This window comes from Microcoleus sp. N9_A2 (genome assembly GCF_036701775.1).
GTDB lineage: Bacteria > Cyanobacteriota > Cyanobacteriia > Cyanobacteriales > Microcoleaceae > Microcoleus.
In genome coordinates this window covers 36641-54420 of the sequence record NZ_JAUBRH010000023.1, presented here as the reverse complement: position 1 = coordinate 54420, position 17780 = coordinate 36641, and the positions used below count along the sequence as shown (strand labels likewise).

Genomic DNA, 17780 nt, shown 5'->3' with positions numbered 1-17780 from the left:
TTGACAGTTGTCAGTTTTCAGTTGACAGTTTTCATTGGAAGAAATTCCCAATTTCCAATTACCAATTCCCAATTCCCAATTTATGAATTTTATTGAAAGTGTTAAAATGGCTGGCCAAACACTGCTAGCAAACAAAACTCGTAGCAGTTTAACGATGATTGGGATGATTGTCGGAAACGCTTCGGTAATTGCGATGATTGGTATTGGACAGGGAGCACAAAAATTTGTCAGCGGACAAGTTCAAGCCCTGGGTACAAATGTATTGATCGTGAGGCCAGGAGTGCCAAATGCTAGGCGAAGTTCGATCGCAAGTGCGCCTCAAACATTGATAGTAGAAGATGGTAAGGCGATCGCATCTCAAGTCCCCTCCGTCCAAGGTGTCTCCGCAGAGCTCAACAGTTCTGAACTCGTTCGTTACGGTAACAAAAATGTTTCGTCTCTAATTTTTGGCACGCTTCCCGAATTTCTAGAAGTCAGAAGCTTTGAAATGGCTAAAGGGCGATTTTTGACGGAACTCGATGTTAAGCAAAACAATCAAGTTGTGGTTCTCGGTTCAGAATTGGCCGAGAAACTGTTTGACAATGCTAATCCCCTCGGCGAACAAGTGCGAATCCAAAATGTCAGTCTAAAAATAATTGGAGTATTCGCGCCCAAAGGCACATCTTTTGGTACGAATTATGATAACTCGGCTGTTGTGCCGATCGCCACAATGGCCAACCGCATTGTCGGGCGGAAATCTCCCTACGGTTTAGCCGTCACTTCGCTGTTTATTTCGATTCAAGATGAGTCGAAAATGGACGCGGCTCAATTTCAGGTAGAAAACTTGCTGAGACTGCGGCACAAGATTAGCACAGAAGATGACTTTACGGTCAGAAATCAGAAAGATTTAATGGCGACAATGGACTCGATTTCCGGGGCTCTGACACTGATGCTAACTGCTGTGGCTAGTATTTCTTTGTTAGTAGGAGGAATTGGGATTATGAACATTATGCTAGTGTCCGTCAGCGAAAGGACGCAAGAAATTGGGCTCAGAAAGGCGATCGGGGCTTCCCAACAAGATATATTGTTTCAATTTATCGTCGAAGCTATAATTTTATCGGCTGCCGGAGGGATAGTAGGTACTTGCGTAGGTGTCGGCGGTATCTTGCTTGTAGGTAATTTTACGCCATTGCAAGCTGGTATCTCCCCTGTGGCGATCGCCCTTGCTGTCAGCGTGTCCGGCACAGTAGGTCTGTTCTTCGGCGTTGTCCCGGCGCGTCAAGCCTCCAAACTCGACCCGATCGCAGCTTTAAGAAGTGCTTAGCTTAATCAATATATACTTACTCAGTTACACAATCCGCGCCTTTTATGCTGGTAAAAATTATCTTGCTCTAAATATTAAAAATTATTTTTATAAACAATTAATAACCTTGCAGTATCTAATGCAGTTTTAATGTATGTATTTTTACGCAGATTCAAAGCGCAAAACTTCATAAAAAGACCGTGAAATATTAAAGATTAAATAAAGCTTGGTTGTGGTGTTTCAATACTCCGGACAGTTTTTGAGGCCGAGGCTGAAACCCTCATTCTACCGTTAGCATTTGACCTCACTGAGAAGGCTGAAACCCGGATTCTGCCGTTAGTGATTGAAAACTGTCCGGACTATTGGGTGTTTACATCCCCACCAGAAAGTTTAATAATATTAAATCAGGGGTAAACACACCTAAACATCTACAGACGGTACGAACCTTTGCACTGTAATCAAAATATCCAATAAATAAACATGGCATCCCTGACCCCTAGTCCTGAATTTGACTATCTCGAAGGAACCACCCAACCAGACAGATTTAACGCCTGGGATGGCAACGACATAATTTATGCCAACAGCGGAGACGACTATCTCGAAGGCGATGTCGGCAAAGACAAAATCTGTGGCGACCAAGGCAACGATACGATTCTTGGCGGTGCAGACAATGACATCCTCTGGGGAGGCAAGGGCAGCGACCTAATTGGTGGCGACTCCGGCAACGATCTCATCTATGCGGGCGCCGGTAGCGATACCGTGAGCGGCGGCACAGGCGATGATGTATTTGCCATTGCTAAAGGCAGCGGTGGCCCAACTGTAGCCACGGCAGATTATATCACCGACTTCGGCAGCGGCAATGACAAAATTCGATTGGTAGACGGCCTGACATTTAACGACTTAAACATCCAGCAAGGCACAGGCGCCAACAGCAACAGCACCGTAATTCAAGACAAACTCACAGGCGAGTATTTAGCAGCATTGCCGGGAGTCAACAGCAACACAATCAACCGCGACCAATTCACAAATCAGCTATCGGCAAACCCTGTCATCGAGTGGAACGGAGTCATGCTGAATGCAGTGCGGACATCCAACACCGCGCCTCCCCTCGCATCCCGCAACATGGCAATGGTTCACGCAGCCATTTACGATGCTGTTAACTCCATCAGCAAAAAATACACCCCTTACCTCGTGGAAATAGACCCACCCGCAGGTACATCAGCAGAAGCAGCCACCGCCGCGGCCGCCCACCGCGTCTTAGTCAACCTCTACCCAGCACAAGCAGTCACATTTGACGAAGCATACGCATCGTCTCTAGCTAAAATTACCGATGGCAAAGCCAAACAAGACGGGATTGCCCTCGGACAGCAAGTTGCTGACCAAATTATCAGTTCGCGGAGTACAGACGGCATCACGAAAGTAGTGCAGTACACCCCCAAAACCGACCCCGGTAGTTGGGTGCCGACTCCCCCCGCCCTTGCCGCCGCGCTGGCGCCACAGTGGGCCGAAGTTACTCCCTTTGCGATGACTAGCGGTTCTCAGTTCCGCTCGGCCGGCCCGCCCGCCCTTGACAGCGCCAAGTACGCAGAGGAAGTTAACTACGTCAAAGAAATCGGCAAAATTGACAGCCTCACGCGCACCCCAGACCAAACAGTCATCGCCAAATTCTGGGCCAACGGCGCTGGGACGTTTACGCCTCCGGGCCACTGGAACCAAATCGCCGAAGAAACAGCGACTCTCACCGGCCAATCCTTAGAAGATAGCGCCCGCTTGTTCGCCCTGCTAAATTTTGCCCTCGCCGATGCAGCTATTAGCTGTTGGGATGCTAAGTACCAGTACAATTTGTGGCGGCCGATGACAGCTATCCGCCAAGCTGACACGGACAACAACCCCGACACGACAGCCGACCCCTTGTGGACTCCGCTGCTAACTACTCCGCCCTTCCCTGAGTACACGTCGGGCCACAGCACCTTTAGCGGTGCAGCAGATCCTGTTATGAGTTCTGTATTTGGTTCGGATTACGGCTTTGCCGATCGGGGAGACAGGACTGTCAACACTTTGCGAACCTACGAAAACTTCAGCGAAGCGGCCGACGAATCGGGCATGAGCCGCATTTACGGAGGCATTCATTTCATGAGTGCTAACGTAAATGGTTTGAGTGCGGGTAGAAATGTGGGGAACTATGTTGTCCAGAATTTATTAGTCTAAGAAAGTAGGACTCGGAGATACAGCAGATTCCACATTTATGAAGCCGTAGGGACACGGCACTGCCGTGTCCTTATTTATGAAGCCGTAGGGACACGGCACTGCCGTGTCCCTACCTACAAACAAGTTTTTACATTTTTCTTTCCGTTTATTCGAGAAGTTCTACAGTGCCGAGATACCCGTCTACTCGCACTTTTTGACCGTCTCGCAAGCGAGTTGTAGCTTCAGCAATATTCATAACTGCGGGAATTTTGTACTCGCGAGCGATGATTGCTCCGTGAGATAGTTGACCGCCAACTTCGGCGATAATGGCTGTTGCTCCTAATAGCATCGGTGCCCAACCTGCATCGGTGTAAGGAACTACTGCGATCGCATTTTCTCCTAAATCTGTGTTCGCGGTGCGACAAATCTTCACAAAGCCTTCGACACAGCCAATACTTGCTGGGATTCCCTGGAGGATATTAGTTTCGGATGTTGCGGGGACGATCGACCTTTTGGAATAATTTGGCAGCAAATTGCCGTAGACTACAGGGGGAATCGGGCGATCGCGATCGGCTAACAGGCGATCGCGCCTTTGGCTAATTTTATATTGAAAACAAACATTTGCAGCGCTACGAATCCACTGCTGAATCTCCCCAAATTCCAGATAAAAAATATCCCCCGGTTCCTCAAATACCTGCATTTCCAATCCGCAAGCTTCAATCTCCAAAAAAGTCCAGCGTAGGTGAGCCAACAAACGAGCGTAAACTTCGCTAATTTGGCTTTTAACTATAGCTCGATCCTGACATTTATTTAAGCGCCATTTTTGAGCAAAAGTCAAGCTTAATTTACCCGTTGCTGCCAAATTAGCAACAGCAGGTTTTTGAGCCAGAGTTAACAGCAACTTTCGGTAAATTTCCGGCTGTTCTCGCCAAGTAGGAACAGCGATATCCGTTCCCACCTCGCTCAAATATCCGTAAGTATTAAGCCACTGCTCAAAGTTTGCTTGTAAAACCGAATTTTCAGCAAAAAATTGTGCTAACTGTGCGGTTGAAACAGTTTCGCCCAATTGCAAAATAGCAGTTGTTCGCAATTTTTCAGCCAACTGTTGCAAAGCTCGCACCGAAGCGATTTCAGGAGCAGTATCATTGACAAGCCATTCATCGTCAACCTGAAAAATTGATTTGCGAATTGCCAGCCCGATCGGCCCTAAGATATTGTAATAAGTAATCGGTTTCAGCCACTCCTGAATTTGCTCAGCTCTGGCCAACAACTCCGACAAATACTGATAATTGGGCATTGGGCATTGGGCATTGGGCATTGGGCATTGGGAATCGGGAATTGGGAATTGGGCATTGTTACTATTATCAACTGCCAACTGCTTACTATCAAATGACTTCTCCAGACTTTGCAGTGCGGGGATAAAAATAGAAGTACGATCGCCCTCAAAATCTGCATTCAGCGCCTTCTCACGCTGCACCAAACGCCACAAACCGGGCAAATTAGGCAAAATCTTCCCCCAAGGCGGCTTACCCATCTTTTGGCCTCTGAGCAAAAATTCCAAACCCTGCTCCGGCAATCCCATCATCCGAAAAATTTCGCCCAACAAAGTCGCGTTAAAATAGGCATGGGAACCAAGCAAAGTTGCTGTTTCATTAAAATTTAGATTAGCAGCGCGATCGCCCAAAACCACCCGAAAAATCTCTCCCCAAACCCCGCAAGTCAGCGGCCGATTAATCGACCAAGTTAGCGGGCGAATTGCACCGGGAATCACTTCTGCCGCAATAGTCCGCGTCCAAAACGGCTGCAAATTGGTAATCGGGCGGCTTTGCAAAATCCAAACTTTTTCCCCATCCCAACTCCACTCAATATCCTGCGGGATGCCGTGAAAAAAAGCTTCGATGGCTTGCGCTTGTTTGACTAATTCTGCTATAATTTTTTTATCAATAATTGAACTCAATTCTAGGGTGCTTAAATTTTGTTCTAAAGTTTCAGGTTGGCTAAAATCAACTTCCAAATGAACCGGAGTAACTTGCCCGCCAACAACAGATTCAGCACCTACTGGCAAAGCTTCAATAATGATTTGGGAACCGCCATCTAAAGGATTGCGGCTGAACATAACTCCGGCAATCTCGCCTTCAATATAAGGCTGAATCAAGACAGCCATTTGAGTATCGGGGAGTTGTCGCTGGCGGCGGTAAGCCACAGCTTCGGAAGTCCAATAAGACTGGCGGCAGAAATTAATGCCGTCGAGCAATTCTGCTTCTGTCAAAACAGGCCCGATGGTTTGATATTGTCCGGCGGCGGAACTCAAATCGCCATCTTCTCCCGCAGCAGAAGAGCGCACAATTATGCGGTTGGGGATTTTTGCTTTGAGGTTTTGGATGACAGAATTACTGATTGAAGGGCGATCGCACTTCCGATTATTTCCTCGGCCTATTTTCCTATTCTTAACATCCGTTACATCCGCTACAAAATCCGCTGCCGAACTGCCCTCTTCCCTCTTTCTTACATCCGCTACATCCGCTACAAAATCCGCTGCCGAACTGCCTTCTTCCTTCAAATATGGCAAAATCCAGCCCGAAGGAACATTAAAACCAGCGCGTTTTAGCTGAGACAACTTAGCAGCTTTATCGCCGCAGATTGTAGCATCCAACGAGTCATCGAGAGAAAACAATTGTTCCGATTTAGATAAAGCCATATCATCACCCTGACGGATATTAATCGCTGCTAATAAAACTCCCAATCCGGCTGCTGCTAAAAATTCGGGCATTAATTGCCGCCACACCCAAACCCAGAGAGGAGTGCACAGACAGCCGCAGCGGGAAGCAAAGAGTCTCGCCCGATCGCCCTTTTGCCACCATCGCCGTGCCAAACCCCACACCAGCAGCCCCCAAATGCCCGACGAGAAAGCCACCGCCGGCGAAAATACCAAAAGACCCCAAACGGCATTAGTGACACCTCCACCTCCGGCGATCGCGTACCGGGCCGCGACTAGAGGAATCAACAGGGCGATCGCAATTTGCGGTGCATCCGGGAAGCAAAATCTGCCCGCCAAAACCGGTAAAATACCCCTAGCAATTTCCGCCAACACCGCAGCAATCCCCGCCAATTTCCCGCCGTGAATGAAAGCAGCCGACACGCCAACATTCCCCGTACCCAACCGCCTCAAATCACCGCCGCCCAACAGTCGCACCGCCCAGGTAGTAAGCGGCAAAGCACCGAGGGCAAAACTGGCGGCTAACAGCAATGCCATTGTCAACAGCGACATAAAATCAGCCCCCAAATTCCCATATCTAAGTATTATGGCTGCAATGCACTCACTTTTTCAGCCTTCAGATATATTGCGCGATCGCCAATAGCACATAAAATACTATGGAAGTAGAGTAAATAAGGATTTCAACATAATGGTAGAACACAACCTAATTATTCCCATCTCAGTTCTTGGTGTGGGATTTGTAGCTGCGGTTAGTATCGGCTCCATTGCGTGGTACAACTCCAAGCGTCCGCCCGGTTGGGAATCCAAAGAACGGCCTGATTTTGTACCGAAAGTTGACAAAGACGATTTGATTGCTGATGTTTCTGATTCCAAAGGTAAGTAAAACAAAGTTTTTTTAAACAATACGTAGCGACAGTTTCATTGCTGACCGATATGTAGCTAGAAACCCGGTTTCTACGAGTTTTGCGTTTGGTAACGAACAATCACGCAAGAAACCGGTTTTCTGAAGTTGCCAGTTTAAGTTTAACTTTTCGGGCGCTACTCAAATCCCACCCACAAAAGTTTAGAAAAACAAGATTGTTAAAATTAGATGCGCGCCAGCTTAGAGCCTAGAAACGAGAAAAAATGCCAAAAAAGCTCGATCGCCCGCTACAATAAATAAGAGCCGGCACCGCCTTTTGCAATGAATCCAGAATCAACTCTCGCCAGACTACAAGCTACACTTCCCGACGGAAAACTGCCTTCTAGCTACGGGGTTTACTTCAAAAACACCCTAGTAGCCCTGTGTCACGCCCTAGAAGACCACATCTTGCAAACCAGCGGGGGGGAGGACGATCTCGCACTCAAACCACTGGTATTGGTGACATTTCAGCAGGGAAAATGGTATTTGCAAGAAGCCGATCGCTACCTGGATATTGCTAATGCCTCGCGGCGCGTCGTCATCGGTGCAGTAGCCGATAGCGGTTTCGCTACCCACAAAACAGGTCAATTAGAAAATGTATCTTTAATAGAACTCGATGAGATCGATCCCATCATCCAAGAATGGAATTTAATCATCCTCGCCCCGACATATAAAGCAATGGTGCTTTGTCGCGAACTTTCCACCGAAGAATATTTGCCAGAGGGCAAGCCAGAAGTTGATACAGAGCGAAAATTCTACGGTTTGTGGTCGTTTGACCAGTCTTTAGTGTCGGCTGCGGCAGAAATTTTTATAGAACAAACACGACATTATAATTCTTCCCTAGCCGACAGTTTGCAGGAAATTTACCACTCCATTTTGGCAACCAAAGGCCCGCCCTTAGCAGACATTAGCGGCGTAGTATCGCGGATCGTCACTTACCTGCAAACTTCTCAGCAGCAAATGGTAGCAATTAACCGCCAAACCCGCGATTTGTGGGAATTGGAAGGTCAAGCTTTGCGCGTCAGCCGCAATTTGAACGCAAACAAACTGCAAGCTTTTCTGCGGATGGCCCAGCGCGTGGACGAACGCGATCTATCAAATCCCGCAGCTTCTTTGCAGGTAGCGGCGCTGTCAGAAACTTTAGGTCAACTGCTGGATTTGCCCGCTTTGCAGTTGCGCCGGCTGCGGCTGGCCGGATTGCTGTTTCGAGTCGGCTTGGTTTCGGCCCCAAATGAAGTATTCGATCGCACTCCCGACACCTTCGACCAAGCAACTCTATCATTTTGGCGCGATCGCAGTTTCATCGGTTCCCAACTGCTGCAAGCCATGCCGGAAATAGCACCTGTAGCGGAAATTGTCAAGCACAAACTCGAATATTGGGACGGCAGCGGCAGACCAGAGGGTTTGCGAGGCGAAGAGATACCGATTGCTGCGCGGATTTTGGGGTTGGTCGCTTATTTTCAAGAATTGACTCAACCGCGGGGCGATCGTCCGGCCTTGAGTTTGAGCGCAGCTTTGGAACAGTGCCGCGAACAGTCGGGTACTCGCTTCGATCCGGCTTTGGTAGAAACTCTCAGTAACGTCGTCAGACTCGCAGAAATGGGTTTGATGGAGTTACCGAGCCGCCCCAGCCAATTGCCGAATGTCTGGTTGGAAGAATCGGGCGATCGAACGACCGCCGCCGCTCCGGCATTATAAAATCACTGGATTGTTGACTGTTGACTGTTGACTGTTGACTGTTGACTGTTGACTGTTAACCAACAACTGACAACCCACAACTGACAACTGACTAATGACTAACGACCTCGAAGCCATACGCAAAGGCAAAATTCTCATGTTGGCCGGCAGAGATTTAGCCGGCACAGACTTAGCGGGAGCCGAACTCGCCGGTGCTGACTTGTCTCAAGCCAACTTAGCAGGAGCTAATCTCGCCGGCGCTAACTTGCAGCGGGCGGTACTGCGAGCAAACCTCCGCGGCGCTGACTTGAGCGGTGCAGATTTGCGGGGCGCAGATTTTCGGAATGCCGATTTGCGCGGAGCTTCCTTTGCTAATGCTTTAGTGCGCGAGGCAAGTTTTGGGGGTGCTTTTTTGACAGGCGCTTCTATCGGCAATTTGGATTTGAGCGGTGTCGATTTGCGCGGTGCCGATTTGCGGGGCGCAGCTTTGGCTAGGGCAATTTTGCAATCCGCCGATTTGAGCCATGCTAATTTGTCCGGTGCTGATTTGTCCGGCGCTGACTTGGAAGAAGCCATCTTGAATGGAGCCGTACTGCGCGGCGCTAACCTGACGGGGGCTAATTTGCTCTGTGCTGCGATCGAACAAACCGTTTGGGATGGAGCGTTGCTCGATCGCGCCTGTCTCCAAGGCACCCCCCTGAGTCCTTAAATTTCAAAAATCTTCCTTTCTAGGCAGACCAAAAATAGCTTCTGCTTATAAAGTGAATAAGCACAAGCTATTTTAACATTTCTTAATGGGAGGTTATAATGGCGACTGTAGATCAGCAAACGCATAAATGGTAGCAGCTTTGTTCAGCGGTACATCCTTTCAAGGTCAAAGTGGCGATCGCCTTGTCAGCAAAGTAGCAGGAGCTGCGATCGCGGCCTTATTCAAAAGTTCGGAAAAGGCCGAAGCCAACATCCGAGTCGAACCAGTAGCCAAACTATTACAGGGAAGCATCGACGGTTTCGACTTCATTGGCAAAGGTATGTTGATGTACAACGGCCTTCGCATAGAAGTGATGGAACTCTACCTGCAAGCACTCTCCATTGATTTTGGGGCGATTTTTGCAGGAAGCGTGAAATTGCGGCAGCCTACCCAGGCAAATATGCGAGTAGTCTTAAGTCGATCGGATTTAACCACCTCATTCAACACACCTTTTGTAGTTGAAAAACTCCAGAAGCTGAAATATCAAGAGCAATCTCTGCACTTTCAAAACACAGAAGTCAGCTTCGGAACAGACAAATCAATTCGGCTTCAGTCCGAAATTGCCGTAGGCGATGCCAGCGAACCAGTCAACATAGATATTACAGCTCAATTGCAAGTAGAAGACCGACGCAAAATCCAATTTGTCAGCGTTACATACGGAGGCGACCAGCAAGCAGTAGACTTGGGTCAAGCTATAATTGCCCACGTAAATAACTTGTTAGACTTAGACAAATTTGCCTTAGAAGGCACTCAACTGCGAGTAGACCGCTGCCGAGTTCAAAACGACGAGCTAGTGTTTTACGGTTGGGCTGGCATAGAACAGTTCCCCAAAGGCAAGCGTTAAGCCTCAGCCTGCTGAGGTTTGCCCAGCCATCTAGTTTAGAAAAAGAGCATTTTTCAGTTAGCAAACAACCCGCACCGGCGGGTTTTGCTTTAGATTTTAGATGGGAGAAAAAATCTAAGATCTAAAATCTCGCATCTAAAGTCGATCGACCCAAAATCAGCACTGAGGTTGATTCGGGCTGGCAAATTATTTTGATAGATTTAAATAATAAATTAAATCACCCCTCAAGAATCAAGATGCTCGGATTTTATTTATTTTGTATCTACGTCGCAGTCTTGTCCGTGCTTGCGGGGCCCAGCCACCGCCGAGCTGAGAAATGGTGGGTAGAAATTGTCACCGATTTGCCCCACTGTACCTACTATTTTGGCCCCTTTGACACCGACAAAGAAGCTTCCAGCAATACTCCAGGCTACATAGAAGACTTGGAAAGCGAGGGAGCCAAAAGGCTTAGCATCCGCATTAAACGGTGTCAGCCTTCGCATCTGACCATTTGCGAAGAGGAAGTCTCAGAAAGTGTAGCGACGTAATGATTTTGAGTTAACTCAAATCTCAACAATAAGATAAAAAGGCTCTTTTTCTAGTCGTTGCCTTGCGGACTTTGTATGTCTAGCAGTGACTTACAGCCACCCAGCCTAAAACTCTTCTCCACCGAAATGCTGATTTTAGACAGCACAAACTCTCAAAAATTACCTGCGTCAAATCAGCACTGAGGATGAGCCGATCGAGTTATTTGCCCGGATAAGTTGAGAACAGTAAACACTACTTAACTTGTTGCAGAGGTGAATTATGTTTGAAGTTTATATGTTCGGTATGTTCCTGGCGGCGGTTTCGATACTGACTGCACCGATGGCCAGCGGTAGAGGTCGCGAGTGGTGGGTGGAAGTTGACACAGATTCGCCCAAGCACACCTATTACTTTGGCCCCTACGACAGCAAGGATGAAGCTTCTAATAACACTAACGCCTACATTACAGACTTGGAAAAGAAAGGAGCTAAAAACATTAGCATCAACATCAAGCAAGGTCGCCAACCCAGTCAGCTAAAAACTAGCGAAGAGTCTTGAGAAAGTGGAATGCTCAACTATGAATAGGTTGATCAACCTAAATCTGCTCGGGCGCGGGTTCACCAATATCGATGAGTTCAGAGCCAGGATATTTGTAAACCCGCCTAAACCCAAGGGATGATTCGCTCCTCTTCCTAATTTTGTTTGAGACAGGCAATGCAAGTTTTTTCAAAGTAGCGCTTGGTTTAAATTGCTCCGGGGATTAAAAGTGCGACTGGCCTGGATTTTTTCATAGCATTCGCGTTCTACAGTGCTAATTTCTTTCGGCGGGACAATCGCAATTTTTACCAACAAATCAGTCCGCTCGTTTTTCTTGGGTTTCGGCCATCCTTTGCCCCGCAACCGCAAAGACTGACCCGAACGAATCCCGGCTGGAAATTTCACAGTGATCATACCTTCAGGCGCCGGCAGTTCAATTGAAGCTCCCAACACCGCTTCGTCGGGAGTTATCGGCACTTCGCAGACCAAATTCTCTCCCTCAAACTGGAAAAAAGCGTGGGGTAAAACTTCTAACTTTAAGTACAAATCTCCCTGCTGCTTGGTGTACGGGTCAACTTGACCTTTGCCTTTTACCCGAATTTTACTGCCGGTTTTTACTCCTGCTGGAATCGAAACTTCGCCCGTGGCGACTCGCTTAGAAGTTCCCCGAAATGCTTCCCCCAGAGTCAGGGAAATGGCGACCTCGGTGTCGAGAGAGCTTCCTGCGGTGCGGTTTTCGTACCCCGCGAAATCTTCAAATCCGCCAAAACCTGTGGGCCCGCCGCTGGTGCGGTAGTTGCTGTAATTCCACTTGGCGTTACGGGCATTACCCGGACTACTACCTGCGCGGCCTAGCAAGGCATTGATAAATTCGTCAAAACTGCCGTACTCGCTGAAGTCAACCCCGCCAAAGTCTACATTCGTACTGCCCCCGCCTGGCCATCCGCCTGGAGTTGTGGCAGCTTGCTTCCAGTATTGACCGTATTGGTCGTATTTTTTGCGTTTTTCAGGGTCTGAGAGCACTTCGTAAGCTTCGTTGACTTCTTTAAAACGAGCTTCGGCTTCTTTGTTGCCGGGGTTCATGTCCGGGTGATATTTGCGGGCTAGTTTGCGGAAAGTTTTTTTAATTTCGTCAGAACTGGCAGTTTTGTTGAGTCCCAAAATAGCGTAATAGTCTTTAAAATCTGTTGCAGCCATTAAGCAATCCCCTCTTTATTAGTTGTTATTTGTTAGTTGTTAGTTGTTAGAAAGAATAAATCCCAAATTAGCCGCAGGATGGCGCATTAGTACAATGCCAGGAGCCGAAGTGCCTGCGGCATCTCATTCAAATTATAGGTTATCAAAGGTTTGGACTCGATCGAGTTCGGTTGTTGCTTGGCGTTCGATCGCAATTTCCGCACTCCGCTGCTGTTTAAGATTTTATAGCATTCGGCTCTCTCGTGCTGAAGGGAGCTGGAGCAGCCGCCTCTAGAAATGCTTTTGGCATTCGACAGCAAAAACAATGCTTTCATCAATTAAGGAACGTCCTTACCCTATAGGCCGTTGCTATAGTGAGCTTTGAGACGGTGAAACTCCTGCGGCGAAAACTTTTGGGGAGTTATGAGGCAAAGGGCTTTCGGGAGGTCGCAGCCCGATTGAGGTGAGGCGGGGAAAGCTGCTGCTGTTGCGGGCGCGAGGCTAGGAGGGTTGGCTGGCGCGGACGATCGATCTTTTTTTGGTCTTTTTTTCCGGGGCGCGGTGCGATGGCTACGCCCCGGCTTACGCCTACGAACTTCTCGATATGAGATTTATCACCCAATCGAAATCTTAGCAGGTTTTCATCAGCAAGTTAGATCCAATCTGGTGTCTAAATTGTGACTATATAATACCCTAAATTGCGCCGTTCTTCCACAAAATTTCTAGATATTTTTTATTGACCCCACACCCGAGCTATAAAATTTTATTTTTACTACCTCTGAATAGATTTAAATCCAAGTAATATAACATAATTTCTCCCCTGTCTGTTAGCTACATCACACACTTTTATAAAACATTAAGATAGGATAGTAGAGCGATAAGATTTTAACGCTACGAGGGTGCTAACATTATGAATTATTTGCTAAGTTGGCCTTGCGGCTGCTGCGACGATTGGAAAGATAGTTCCGAGAGTTCTGTTGTACTCAGAAACGGGCAGCGCATTTGTCAGTCGTGCTACCAGCGCAAATACAAGAATCAGAAGCTATTCGCCAGACGCAGGCGATCGGACATATCTGTATCACGGCAGACAGTAACAGAGACTGTCGCTTATTAATAATGCGCGAGCCTTTTAATAAAGCCAAGTATTTCGACAACCTCGCATCAGCGGTGGGAATTAATAATCAACAAAAAAAGAATGAATTTCGTCATCAGTCATCAGTCATCAGTCATCGGCCATTGGTTATCTGTCACTAATTTATTTATTTATCATCAGTCACTTGCTGAGAGGTAACAGATTTTAACTTAAAAAACTAATGACTGACGACTAATGACTAATGACTAATAACTAAATGATAGTTCCATCAGGAATCGTGGCATTTTTCAGAACTACGATAATGCCGCTGCGGATGTAAAAACCTTGGTTTTCGCGGTTGGCTTCTTCCACTCGGTCTTTATTAATTATTTGAACATTGCGGCCGATGCGGGCATTTTTATCCACAATTGCGCGGCGAATTGTAGTATCTGCACCGATACCGAGGGCGACGCCACCGCTGTCCAAACTCGAATGCCGTTCGGCGTCGGGTTCGTAGAAGTCAGCACCCATGACCAGAGTGTCTTGAATCGTACATCCAGCTTCAATGCGCGATCGAACTCCCAGCACAGAATGGTCGATCCGGCACTGTTTGAGAATGCAGCCTTCAGCAATAATCGATTCAGTCACGTGAGTATCTAAAAGCTTAGTCGGCGGCAAGAAACGCGGGCGAGTGTAAATCGGCGCATTTTCATCGTAGAAACTGAAAGGCGGCTGAGGCTGTTTTGTCAGAGCCATGTTAGCGTCGTAAAAAGCCTCAATGGTTCCGATATCTTCCCAGTAATCGTCAAACAAATAAGCTTGAACGTTGTGTTCTTTTGAAGAATTGGGAATTATCTCTTTACCAAAATCAGTTTGGTTTGGAGATTCTTTCAGGAGTTTAATCAGAACTTCTCTTTTGAAGACGTAAATCCCCATCGAAGCAATGTAAGGACTTTCCTGAGCCTGCTGCGCTGTCAGTCCCAGTTTAGTAGTATCCACCTGCATTTGTTTGAGCGCATCGCCTTTTGGCTTTTCGCTGAAAGAAACAATGCGGCCGGTGTCGTCGATTTTCATCAAACCAAAATCCGAGGCCCGCTTCTCGTCCATTGGCAAAACCGAGAGGGTGATATCGGCGTTGGTTTCGCGGTGTCTGTGCACAAACTTCTGGTAGTCCATGCGGTACAGGTGGTCGCCCGAAAGAATCAAGTATTCGTCAACGTCCCACTGTTCTAGCAGCGAGAGATATTGGCGAACTGCGTCGGCTGTCCCTTGAAACCAGTTGGGGTTTTCCTGAGTTTGCTGGGCGGCGAGCACCTCGACAAATCCCTCGGTGAAGCCGGAAAACTGGTATGTCCGAGAGATGTGACGGTTGAGGGATGCCGAGTTGAATTGCGTGAGGACGTAAATTTTGACTATTTCCGAGTTGATGCAGTTGCTGACAGGAATATCGATGAGGCGATATTTGCCTGCGAGGGGAACTGCGGGTTTGGCTCGCAGTTTGGTTAGGGGGTAAAGGCGGGTGCCTACACCGCCACCGAGGATGATGGCTAAGACTTTTTTCAAGGAACTTTCTCCCTAGGGTCGATTAACTCTCCAAGTACAGTGTCCGATGGTGAGGGCTTCTTGACAAGGGGGGGAGCAAGAAAGTTTTGAGTTTTGAGTTATGAGTTGAGTCGCTTACACAGAAACCGGGTTGTTTAATCCAAATACTTCTTCAAACCCTCAATAAGAGTTAAAAAATCCGGTTTAGGGGAGTTGGACTGTTTCCGGGGCTGGAGTTAGGAGTTTTGAGTTGTGAGTTAAAATACCCATCCATCCATAATGGATATTTTAAAAAGTTTTGAGTTGTGAGTTAAAATACCCTTCAATAAATAAAGGCAGTTTAAGGAAAGAATAAGGTTCGGGGTTTTGGCTGTTAATAACAAGTTTTTTGGCTAAATTCCCCGTTTTCACAATTTCTCGATCGAGGTTCATGGCGCTGTTGTTCTTTTTCAAGGCAGGTCGCGATGCACCGCCACGCCCGCTGACCCTCTGTATGGGGCCAAGGTGCGCTCTGGTTATGCTTGAATTTAAGCCGGTTCTTTTTTCGGGCGTTGCTGTTATCTGAGTTTGTTCGACTCCACAGCACTCAGGAAGCGCCACTCGTCGGGACGATAAATTTCGAGGTAGAGTCAGTTTTCAATCTTAGATTGACTGCCAATTTGTGTAAAATTTTACAATTTGTCGAGCGATAAAATGGGATAAAATGTCTATTCTCTACCAAAAGTTAGATCCCCTAGAAACCTCTGCTACTGTAGCGTAAGCCGTAAAAGCTAGAAAAAGTGTATGCAAATTCAAACGCCGGACTGGGTTAAACACGCGGTATTCTACCAAATATTCCCCGATCGCTTCGCCAAAAGCAAACAGCCTCGCAAACGCCTGCTGCAAAACTTCATGTGGGAAGAATGGCACGAAATTCCCACCCTGCAAGGCTACAAAGGCGGCGACTTGTGGGGCGTGATGGAACAGCTAGACTACTTGCAAGACTTAGGCATTAACGCAATTTACTTCACCCCCATATTTCAGTCGGCCAGCAATCACCGCTACCACACCCACGACTACTATCAAGTCGATCCAATGTTGGGTGGCAATCCGGCTTTTAAAGAGCTTCTAGACGCAGCTCACGATCGCAACATCAAAATCGTCCTCGACGGCGTATTCAACCACGCCAGCCGCGGCTTTTTCTTCTTTCACGACATTCTGGAAAACGGCCCCCATTCTCCTTGGCTCGATTGGTTTCAAATTGAAGGCTGGCCGCTATCCGCCTACGACGGCAATTTTCCAGCTAATTATCTCGGTTGGGACGGCAATCGAGCGCTGCCTGTATTCAATCACAACAATCCAGAAGTGCGAGAGTACATTATGGAAATCGCCGAATATTGGATTAAATTCGGCGTTGACGGCTGGCGGCTGGACGTTCCTTTTGAAATTAAAACAGAGGGATTTTGGCAGGAATTTCGAGACAGAGTGAAAGCGGTTAATCCTGAAGCTTACATTGTCGGCGAAGTTTGGGAAGATGCCAGAGAATGGCTCGACGGCAGTCAATTTGACGGAGTGATGAATTATCTGTTTGCGGCCCCGACTATTGCTTTTGCCGCGGGCGATCGGGTAGATATGAACCAATTAGAAGGTCGCTCTTATTACCCCTATCCGGCGCTGTTTGCCAAGCAGTACGGGGAGAAGATTCAGGAAGTTTTGGAATTATATCCCTGGGAAATACAGCTAACTCAACTAAATTTGTTGGCCAGTCACGATACTGCGAGGTTGCTGTCAATTTCTGGAGACGATCGAGCTAGTGTAGAAATTGCGACTTTGCTGCTGTTAACTTATCCCGGAGCTCCCAGCATTTATTACGGTGATGAAGTTGGTTTACCCGGTGCTCTAGATCCTGATTCTCGCCGCAGTTTTCCCTTAAATGCTCACTGGGAACTTGATGTTTTAGACTATCACAAGCAGTTGATAGCTTTGCGCCACAAATACGCCGCCCTCCGCACTGGGACTTACCAAATTCTGTTTGCTGAAGGCACGGTTTACGTTTTTGCTCGAATTTTGGAGGATGAGGAAATAATTGTGGCTGTGAATGTGGCAACTCAAGAGGTAAAGGTAAGTTTTGAGACTCCCAGTTTGAAATCTCCTCACGAGAAATTGCTGTTCGGTAAAGGCGAATTTGTTTGGAAAGGTGAAGGGGAAACTCGGCAGTTAGAATTGAGTCTGCCGGCGCGATCGGGTTTAATTATCGGTTCAGCTAATTAGTGCTTTACACATTTGAGACCAAAGAAACCGGGTTTTTGACCTAATCTGTGAGTGAAAACGAAATATTGAAGTAAAAAACCCGGTTTCTGACATTGGTGCAAGATTTCTGATTGATGAGATTGTTGGGCAAAGTGAAACGTAGGGTTCGTTCCTCCTGACATCTTGCACAACAAACAAAAACTGGGAATAGGATTAAAAATCTAGGATAAAAACTTAGATTTTTGGTTTTATTCGCGGTTTTTATAAGTTTATTGACAATGGTGCAATATCTCAGTTCCTCTCAACCCAACCTACACAAACTGCCTCTTATTGATGCTGCCACCACAAAGATAGGCATCAATGCA

General features: G+C 47.4%; 14 protein-coding genes. 10 read left to right on the top strand and 4 right to left on the bottom strand.

Annotation, left to right across the window (positions count from 1 at the left end; all coding sequences use genetic code 11):
• Nucleotides 1–82 precede the first annotated feature (82 nt).
• Nucleotides 83–1303, top strand: a complete 1221-nt coding sequence (locus tag QUA44_RS15505; RefSeq protein ID WP_333252240.1) for an ABC transporter permease — start codon at nt 83–85, stop codon at nt 1301–1303.
• Between the two features lie 459 nt (nt 1304–1762).
• Nucleotides 1763–3490 (top strand): M10 family metallopeptidase C-terminal domain-containing protein, encoded by a 1728-nt coding sequence (locus QUA44_RS15500; protein WP_333252239.1) that lies wholly within the window; start codon nt 1763–1765, stop codon nt 3488–3490.
• Nucleotides 3491–3635: 145 nt separating this feature from the next.
• Here QUA44_RS15500 and QUA44_RS15495 read toward each other — a convergent pair whose 3' ends face one another.
• On the bottom strand, nt 3636–6737 hold the full coding sequence (locus tag QUA44_RS15495) for a glycerol-3-phosphate acyltransferase (RefSeq protein WP_333252238.1): 3102 nt from the start codon (nt 6735–6737) through the stop codon (nt 3636–3638).
• Between the two features lie 136 nt (nt 6738–6873).
• On the opposite strand from QUA44_RS15495, the gene psb35 reads away from it, so the two are divergent.
• From psb35 to QUA44_RS15465, 6 genes are all read left to right on the top strand, one after another.
• The gene (gene psb35, locus QUA44_RS15490) at nt 6874–7068 is read left to right on the top strand and encodes a photosystem II assembly protein Psb35 (protein ID WP_332973682.1); all 195 of its coding nucleotides are present in this window, start codon (nt 6874–6876) and stop codon (nt 7066–7068) included.
• A 300-nt stretch (nt 7069–7368) separates the two neighbouring features.
• A complete protein-coding gene (locus tag QUA44_RS15485) occupies nt 7369–8784 on the top strand; it encodes an HD domain-containing phosphohydrolase (protein ID WP_333252237.1) in 1416 nt (471 codons plus the stop codon).
• A 94-nt stretch (nt 8785–8878) separates the two neighbouring features.
• Nucleotides 8879–9472 (top strand): pentapeptide repeat-containing protein, encoded by a 594-nt coding sequence (locus QUA44_RS15480; protein WP_333252236.1) that lies wholly within the window; start codon nt 8879–8881, stop codon nt 9470–9472.
• 127 nt (nt 9473–9599) lie between these two features.
• Complete coding sequence (locus QUA44_RS15475; protein ID WP_333252235.1) at nt 9600–10355, top strand: DUF2993 domain-containing protein; 756 nt, start codon at nt 9600–9602, stop codon at nt 10353–10355.
• 236 nt (nt 10356–10591) lie between these two features.
• Nucleotides 10592–10882, top strand: a complete 291-nt coding sequence (locus tag QUA44_RS15470) for a DUF1816 domain-containing protein (protein ID WP_333252234.1) — start codon at nt 10592–10594, stop codon at nt 10880–10882.
• A gap of 259 nt (nt 10883–11141) precedes the next feature.
• Entirely contained in the window at nt 11142–11417 is a 276-nt protein-coding gene (locus QUA44_RS15465) for a DUF1816 domain-containing protein (RefSeq protein WP_333252233.1), read from the top strand.
• A 168-nt stretch (nt 11418–11585) separates the two neighbouring features.
• On the opposite strand, the gene QUA44_RS15460 is transcribed toward QUA44_RS15465, so the two are convergent.
• Nucleotides 11586–12593, bottom strand: a complete 1008-nt coding sequence (locus tag QUA44_RS15460; protein WP_333252232.1) for a J domain-containing protein — start codon at nt 12591–12593, stop codon at nt 11586–11588.
• A gap of 889 nt (nt 12594–13482) precedes the next feature.
• Here QUA44_RS15460 and QUA44_RS15455 point away from each other — a divergent pair.
• Nucleotides 13483–13686 (top strand): hypothetical protein, encoded by a 204-nt coding sequence (locus tag QUA44_RS15455; RefSeq protein ID WP_333252230.1) that lies wholly within the window; start codon nt 13483–13485, stop codon nt 13684–13686.
• Nucleotides 13687–13917: 231 nt separating this feature from the next.
• On the opposite strand, the gene QUA44_RS15450 is transcribed toward QUA44_RS15455, so the two are convergent.
• Complete coding sequence (locus QUA44_RS15450) at nt 13918–15207, bottom strand: glucose-1-phosphate adenylyltransferase (protein WP_333252229.1); 1290 nt, start codon at nt 15205–15207, stop codon at nt 13918–13920.
• Between the two features lie 267 nt (nt 15208–15474).
• On the bottom strand, nt 15475–15639 hold the full coding sequence (locus QUA44_RS15445) for a hypothetical protein (RefSeq protein WP_333309772.1): 165 nt from the start codon (nt 15637–15639) through the stop codon (nt 15475–15477).
• A 330-nt stretch (nt 15640–15969) separates the two neighbouring features.
• Here QUA44_RS15445 and QUA44_RS15440 point away from each other — a divergent pair, with 330 nt between their 5' ends.
• The gene (locus QUA44_RS15440) at nt 15970–17436 is read left to right on the top strand and encodes an alpha-amylase family glycosyl hydrolase (RefSeq protein ID WP_333252227.1); all 1467 of its coding nucleotides are present in this window, start codon (nt 15970–15972) and stop codon (nt 17434–17436) included.
• The last annotated feature ends 344 nt before the right edge of the window (nt 17437–17780 follow it).

Coding starts and splice junctions, on each gene's coding strand:
- QUA44_RS15480 (WP_333252236.1), top strand. CDS start 8,879: ATGACTAACGACCTCGAAGCCATACGCAAAGGCAAAATTCTCATGTTG.
- QUA44_RS15505 (WP_333252240.1), top strand. CDS start 83: ATGAATTTTATTGAAAGTGTTAAAATGGCTGGCCAAACACTGCTAGCA.
- psb35 (WP_332973682.1), top strand. CDS start 6,874: ATGGTAGAACACAACCTAATTATTCCCATCTCAGTTCTTGGTGTGGGA.
- QUA44_RS15440 (WP_333252227.1), top strand. CDS start 15,970: ATGCAAATTCAAACGCCGGACTGGGTTAAACACGCGGTATTCTACCAA.
- QUA44_RS15470 (WP_333252234.1), top strand. CDS start 10,592: ATGCTCGGATTTTATTTATTTTGTATCTACGTCGCAGTCTTGTCCGTG.
- QUA44_RS15495 (WP_333252238.1), bottom strand. CDS start 6,737: ATGTCGCTGTTGACAATGGCATTGCTGTTAGCCGCCAGTTTTGCCCTC.
- QUA44_RS15465 (WP_333252233.1), top strand. CDS start 11,142: ATGTTTGAAGTTTATATGTTCGGTATGTTCCTGGCGGCGGTTTCGATA.
- QUA44_RS15485 (WP_333252237.1), top strand. CDS start 7,369: ATGAATCCAGAATCAACTCTCGCCAGACTACAAGCTACACTTCCCGAC.
- QUA44_RS15475 (WP_333252235.1), top strand. CDS start 9,600: ATGGTAGCAGCTTTGTTCAGCGGTACATCCTTTCAAGGTCAAAGTGGC.
- QUA44_RS15455 (WP_333252230.1), top strand. CDS start 13,483: ATGAATTATTTGCTAAGTTGGCCTTGCGGCTGCTGCGACGATTGGAAA.
- QUA44_RS15460 (WP_333252232.1), bottom strand. CDS start 12,593: ATGGCTGCAACAGATTTTAAAGACTATTACGCTATTTTGGGACTCAAC.
- QUA44_RS15500 (WP_333252239.1), top strand. CDS start 1,763: ATGGCATCCCTGACCCCTAGTCCTGAATTTGACTATCTCGAAGGAACC.